This is a genomic window from Blautia sp. HCN-1074 (genome assembly GCF_037890165.1).
In the GTDB taxonomy this organism is placed as follows: Bacteria; Bacillota; Clostridia; order Lachnospirales; family Lachnospiraceae; genus Blautia_A.
Window position 1 is genome coordinate 79,893 of record NZ_JBBKBP010000019.1, and the last position, 6,851, is coordinate 86,743.

Sequence of the window (6,851 nt, forward strand, 5' to 3'; positions counted from 1 at the left end):
ATAAAAAATAAACACAGCCGTATAATTCTTTATATCAATACGACGGTGTTTATTTTTATAAAATCTGGCAGACATTCTTTATTCTGCTATCCTGATCAGGCAGATAAAATCATCCGTTTTCGCTATTTGATTCGGTTAAATACTGAAAGGTTACCGTTTTATTTTTTCTCATCCAGCAGCATCACACCCTGTGCAGGGTTGTGGTCAATGGCTCCTACGATTGGATGCGGTACATACATTTCTTCCAGATATGCAATGTCTTCTGCCGTAAGTTTTACATTCAGGGCACCGGCTGCATCGTCAAGGTAGGAAGCTTTTGTGGCACCGATGATTGGGGAAGCGATGCCTTTTGCCCACTGCCATGCGATTGCAATCTGGGACATTTTGCAATTATATTTCTGTGCAAGTTCATTGACACGATTAACGATCTTCATGTCATATTCTTCCATCCGGTCGTATTTACCCATGGCAACTCTGTCGGTTTTGCTTCTGAGAGTATCTGTATTCCACTGTGGTCTTGTGAGATGTCCGGCTGCAAGAGGGCTGTATGGCATTAAGGAAACATTCATCTGTCTGCAAATTGGGATCAGTTCCCGTTCATCTTCGCGGTAAAGAAGATTGTAGTGATTTTCCATGGTAGAGAACTGTGTCCAGCCATGTTCTTTTGCAGCAAGCTGCATATTATAAAACTGATAACCGTACATTGCAGACGCGCCGATAGCTCTGACCTTGCCTGCTTTTACCAGATCATGAAGTGCCTCCATGGTTTCTTCGATTGGGGTATCGAAATCAAATCTATGGATAATATATAAGTCAAGATAGTCTGTTCCAAGACGGCTGAGAGTGCCGTCAATTTCTCTCATGATCGCAGGACGGGAAAGGCGGCCTTCATTGAAATAAACCTTTGAGGCAATGACGACTTTATCTCTCGCGATATTTTTCTTTAAGGCTCTGCCAAGATATTCTTCACTTGTTCCTGCGGAATAGCCGTTGGCTGTGTCAAAGAAGTTAATACCCAGATCAAGGGCATGTTTGATTACCTTTTCACTGTCGTTTTCGTCCAGTGTCCAGTCATGCATCGTACCTGCTTTTCCGAAACTCATACAGCCTACGCATAACTTTGATACTTCAATATCAGTATTTCCAAGTTTTGTGTATTCCATTGTGTCCTCTCTTCCTGCTCTAATGATTATTTCAGTTTCCCATATTCTTCATCAGAAACTGCTTCGCACCATTCATTGGAGCCTTCTTCTCCCGGAACCTCAACTGCCAGATGTGAGAACCAACTGTCCGGTGCTGCGCCATGCCAGTGTTTTACTTCTGCCGGAATATTGATGCAATCGCCCGGTTTCATTTCGATTGCTTCTTTTCCCTCTTCCTGATAGTATCCGCGTCCTGCAACGCATACCAGAATCTGACCACCGCCACTCTTTGCATGGTGGATATGCCAGTTATTTCTGCATCCCGGTTCGAAGGTTACGTTGAAAATTCCAACCTGACTTGTGGATACAGGTGCAAGATAGCTCTGTCCTACGAAATACTGGGCAAAAGCATCGTTTGGTGCACCGATTGGGAATACCATGGATTTGGCATGTGCTCTCATGGCTTCATCTTCATATGAAAGGTCTCCTTCGCCATTCTGCCAGATTTCTTTTGCCAGATTAAATACCGCCCAGCCTTTTGGCCAGCCTGTATAGAATGCTACATGAGTAATGATCGCTGCGATTTCTTTCTGTGTAACGCCATGATCTTTTGCGTTCTGTAAATGGAATTTCAGAGAAGAATCTGTGATTCCGGATGCCATTAATGCTACAACTGTGATAATGCTTCTTGTTTTTACATCGATATCCTGATTATTCCAGTTTTCTCCGAAAAGTACATCATCGTTGAAATGTGCAAATTCCGGAGCAAATTCTCCGAGTGCGTTTCTGCCTGCGGTCTGTACGATCTTTGCCATTATAATTACCTCCAGCTTTATGTTATCAATTCTGTTGTCTTATGATACCAGGCTCAAAAAGTCTTTTGACCCTAACCTCATTATTTGCCTGTTTGATTCTTATAAAGATTTAACCCAGTTCTCAATTGCCTGCTTGCTTCCGTCATTGAGAAGTTTGCCTTCACGGATTTCTGCGCCCGGTGCGGATGGCTGTAATTCCTGTACTGTTTTTCCAAATCCGCTTCCACCAGATGTTGCAAAAAGTGTGATCTTCTTTCCTGTGAAATCATAAGCTTCCAGGAATGTATTGATAATTGTCGGTGCTACATACCACCAGATTGGGAAGCCGATGAGAATTTCATCGTAATCTGCTACTTTTGCGTCCGTTGGTTTGATTTCCGGTCTGGATGTTTTATCTTTCATTTCCACACTGCTTCTGGAAGTTTTATCCATCCAGTTTAAGTCTGCTTTTGTGTATGGTACAGTCGGTTCGATTTCATACAGATCTGCACCTGCTGCCTCGGCAACCATTTCTGCGATTCTCTTTGTTGTTCCGCTTGCGCTGAAATAAGCTACTAATTTTTTTGACATGATAAAATTCCTCCTTGTAAGCTTTACTTTGTAAAAAGAATCCTGCCTACAGAATCTCTCACCTGCGGTTAGTAGTTTTAATCTGATTCATTTCTGCCGCAGTGCTATCCCGTCCGAAAGACTTTTGTATTATAAGACTATTTCGGTATAATTTTTTGTACTAAAAACACAATAAAAATCTGATTATCCGCTAAAACACAGTATCTATCAGCATTTTCAAGAAAACAAATACATCAATTTACTACTTATTTACTACTAACGAATGAGCCTTGATACGCAAGTTTTCCTAGATATGCAAAGATATGGTACAGCACATCAGTATTAAAATAAGAAAAAATTGAATAACTCATAGACTATGGAACGCCTAACATGACGTTCCTTTTCTATTTCCAGCCGTTCTTATTGGACGGCTATTTTATTACCCAAAATGAAAGGAGCATTAGATTTATGAAAAAGATGTTAAAACGATTGTGTACGGGCTTCTTAGCTCTTGCAACTGTCGTTACTGCTTTACCGACTACACCCGTCCATGCAGAAAGTAAGCAATACTGGACGGAAAGTGCAGAGCGTGTCGGTATCATTGAAAAAGTAATGAATGACGGTTCTATCGGTTCGACATTCAATGAGGGCTATATGAAAGTCGAGGGCGAAACTGCCTATTGTATCGACATTAACACAAACTTTAAGAACGGTTACAAGACCAGAGCTGACGCAAGCTCACGCATGAGTGCTGACCAGATTTCAGATGTGGCGTTATCCTTAGAGTATGTCAAACAGTATGGCGAAGCTCACAAGGAACTGAACTACAAACAAGTCTATCTGTTGGAACAATGTGTAGTCTGGCAGAGATTGAGCGTACATTTTGGCTGGCAATGTGATAACGTGCGAGCTTCTTATGATGAAATTCCAAAGGCAACACAGGACGAAGTTTTCTCTGGTGCAAAAGCCTTTATCAAAGAAAATAAAGGACGCTATGAATGTGGCGGTTATATCTACTCTGGCGAGGGGCAGGAATTAGGACAATTCTGGGCGAAGCTGAATGTCGGAAATGCGAAACTGCAAAAGACTTCCAGTAATACCAGCATTACCGACGGTAACGGGAATTACTCTATTGCAGGTGCAACCTATGGTGTCTTTTCTGATAAGGACTGTACGAAACAGCTTGCCACCCTTACGACTGATGAAAACGGAAATACAGATGTTGTAGAGGTAAAGGCTGGCACAGTTTATATCAAGGAGTTATCCGCACCAGCAGGATATAAGGTTGATACAAATATATATTCCTTAAAGGTTGAAGCTGGAAAGACAGCAATTTTGAAAGTATCAGATACGCCAAAAGTAACGGACACTTTGATTGAGCTTTTCAAGATTGATATGGAAACACAGAAAGACAATCCGCAAGGGAACGCTTCTTTAGCAGGTGCGGAATTTACATGGAAGTATTATGCAGGCTTCTATAATAAAGACAATCTCCCTGCCGAAGCTACTCGTACATGGGTTACAAAGACAATCGCTGAAACAGACAGCGACGGGACAACTCACTACATCGCAAAATTAGCGGACGCATACAAGGTATCTGGCGATAGCTTCTATATGCAGGACGGCAAGGCGGTTCTTCCACTTGGAACGCTAACCGTTGAGGAAACGAAAGCTCCAAACGGCTACTTGTTAGACGGTGCATATATGCAGGCTGGCGATAAGTCCGAACAGATAAAAGGCTTATATGTAACACAGATTACAGAGGACGGCGACCTTGCCGTACTTACTGGAAGTAACCAGTTTTCTGTATCAGACAAGGTTATCCGTGGTGGTGTGAAAATTCAGAAACGAGATTTAGAAACGGGCGATACAAAGCCACAAGGAAGTGCTACCTTGAAAGATACTGCTTTTGACATCATTTCCTTAAATGATAATGCGGTATTGGTTGAGGGCAAATTATACAAGAAAAATGAAGTGGTAAAAACAATCCATACCGATATTGAGGGTGTCGCTTCTACTTCTTCTGACCTTTTACCTTATGGAAAATTCCGTATCGTTGAAAGTGAAGCTCCCGACGGTTACTTAACTGACGGTGCAAAGCCGATTGATTTTACAATCACAGAAAACGGAAAAATCGTGGACTTAACCGACGAAGCTCATTCTATCTATAATCAGATTAAGCGTGGAGATATTGAGGGTGTAAAAATCGGTGCAGGTACACACAAGCGTCTTGCTAATGTTCCCTTTAGGATCACAAGCAAGATGACGGGCGAAAATCATGTCGTGGTAACTGATGATAACGGGCAATTCTCCACTTCTGCTGAATGGGCTTCTCATAAGCACAATACAAACGCAGGAAAGACCAGCGAGGACGGTGTGTGGTTTGGAACTTCTGAACCAGATGACAGCAAAGGTGCGTTACCTTATGATACCTATATCATTGAAGAATTACGCTCTGATAGTAACAAAGGTTTTGAACTTATCCCACCTTTTGAAATCGTGGTATCAAGAAATAACCTTGTGATTGATTTAGGAACGCTGACTGATGAATACGAAAAAGAAATCTCTATCCATACCACAGCGACCAGCAAAGACGGCGAAAAGACTATCCTTGCAGGAAAAGAGATTACGATTGTTGATACTGTCAAATTAGACGGACTTACAAAAGGCACAAAGTATCAGTTAAAAGGCTGGCAGATGTTAAAAGAAGAAAATGTAGAACTTCTTATCAATGGAAAACGTGTGGAAAATGATTATACCTTTGTCGCTGATGATGAAGAAATGAAAGTGGAAATTTCCTATACATTTAATGCGTCTGCTTTAGGTGGCAAAAACCTTGTTACCTTTGAAGAATTGTATGATTTAAGCAATCCAGACGAACCCGTAAAAGTTGCGGAACATAAAGACATTGAGGACGACGGACAGACGGTACTTATCACAGAGCGTATCGTCAAAATTCATACGACTGCTACGGATAAGGACGGCAACAAAGAGCTTGAAGCTGGAAAAGACGTTACAATCATTGATACCGTAATCTTAGAGGGCTTAGAAGTCGGTACACAGTACAAACTTGTGGGCTGGCAGATGTTGAAAGAAGAAAATGCAGAGCTTCTTATCAATGGAAAACGTGTGAAAAGTGATTACACTTTTACTGCTGACAGCGAAACTATGAAAGTGGAAGTTGCCTTTACCTTTGACGCTACTTCTCTTGACGGCAAACAGCTTGTAACTTTTGAAGAATTGTACGATTTAAGCAATCCAGACGAGCCGAAGAAAGTTACCGAGCATAAGGATATTGAGGATAAGGGACAGACGATTACCTTTAAGGAAAAAACCAAAGTCCCAGAAGAACCAAAGAAACCCGAAACACCACAGACACCAGATACACCGCATAAAACAGACAGTCCAAAAACTGGCGATAGCACAAACCTTTACGGACTGCTTGCACTTCTTTTGACTTCTGGTGCTGGACTGGCAGGTATCTTCTTCTGCAAACGCCGTAAAATGAAGAAATCATAAGGCGGTAACGGTATGAGAAAAGAAAAATCACGTTCTCCGCCGATACCGTGTCGGCAGACTTCCGCTTATTCTGGATTGTCTGCTACTTACCTGCAAGAACACGGATAGTCAAGGGTGCGTAAGCATTGATTTTACCCTTTACTATCTGGGGGATTGCTGGTACTTCCCAAACCGCCAGAATAAGAAATCACAATCAAAAAACTTATCAAAAATAGAAAGAAATGAGGTAAAACACTATGGAAATGAAATATGTCGTGCCAGATATGGCACAGTCTTTTGGAACTCTTGAATTTGCAGGCGAAAGTGAGCCAGTCTTTGAAAGAGATAAAAATAACCGCAGGGTCTTAGCCAGACGAAGCTATAACCTTTATTCTGACGTACAAAAAGGCGAAAATGTTGTGGTAGAAATTCCCGTGCAGGCTGGCGAAAAGCATTTCAAGTATGAACAGAAAGTAAAACTTGTCAATCCGAAGTTATATGGCAGAGGTTACGCAATCGGGGATATGGGACATACCGATTATGTGTTGCTTGCTGATGATATTGTAGCAGTTGAAGAAAAGTAAAGGAGTGAAGAATTTATGAGATTATCAAACGGGTTTGTTATTGACAAAGAGAAAACATTTGGAGAATTAAAATTTACAGCGGTGCGAGATGTGTTCTTGCAGAATGAGGACGGGACACCGAGTACCCAGCTTAAAAAGCGTATCTATGATTTGAAGTGCAGTCTGCATGGTGGAATTATCCCCGTGTCCGTACCGCCAGAAGTACCGTTAAGGGAATTTCCGTACAATGCGGTTGTGGAGCTTGTCAATCCAGTAGCCGATAC

The 6,851-nt window shown here is 41.8% G+C and carries 6 protein-coding genes; 3 read left to right on the top strand and 3 right to left on the bottom strand.

The annotated features are described in order from the left end of the window. Positions 1 to 158: 158 nt before the first annotated feature. The 3 genes from WKT11_RS14785 to WKT11_RS14795 form a co-directional block, all read right to left on the bottom strand. Positions 159 to 1,163 carry an aldo/keto reductase gene (locus WKT11_RS14785; protein WP_117677270.1) on the bottom strand — a complete coding sequence of 335 codons (1,005 nt, stop codon included), beginning with the start codon at positions 1,161 to 1,163 and terminating at the stop codon, positions 159 to 161. A 26-nt stretch (positions 1,164 to 1,189) separates the two neighbouring features. Continuing rightward, positions 1,190 to 1,957 carry a carboxymuconolactone decarboxylase family protein gene (locus tag WKT11_RS14790; RefSeq protein ID WP_117677271.1) on the bottom strand — a complete coding sequence of 256 codons (768 nt, stop codon included), beginning with the start codon at positions 1,955 to 1,957 and terminating at the stop codon, positions 1,190 to 1,192. Between the two features lie 99 nt (positions 1,958 to 2,056). Next, positions 2,057 to 2,527 (bottom strand): flavodoxin, encoded by a 471-nt coding sequence (locus WKT11_RS14795; protein ID WP_117677272.1) that lies wholly within the window; start codon positions 2,525 to 2,527, stop codon positions 2,057 to 2,059. Between the two features lie 447 nt (positions 2,528 to 2,974). Here WKT11_RS14795 and WKT11_RS14800 point away from each other — a divergent pair, with 447 nt between their 5' ends. From WKT11_RS14800 to WKT11_RS14810, 3 genes are all read left to right on the top strand, one after another. After that, positions 2,975 to 6,025: an SrtB-anchored collagen-binding adhesin gene (locus tag WKT11_RS14800; RefSeq protein ID WP_340285174.1), complete on the top strand. Its 3,051-nt coding sequence runs from the start codon at positions 2,975 to 2,977 to the stop codon at positions 6,023 to 6,025. A 236-nt stretch (positions 6,026 to 6,261) separates the two neighbouring features. Continuing rightward, positions 6,262 to 6,588, top strand: a complete 327-nt coding sequence (locus WKT11_RS14805) for a YdcP family protein (RefSeq protein ID WP_008792581.1) — start codon at positions 6,262 to 6,264, stop codon at positions 6,586 to 6,588. Between the two features lie 15 nt (positions 6,589 to 6,603). Beyond that, positions 6,604 to 6,851 (top strand): YdcP family protein (locus WKT11_RS14810; protein WP_117964071.1); only part of this gene is annotated, 248 nt, incomplete at its 3' end.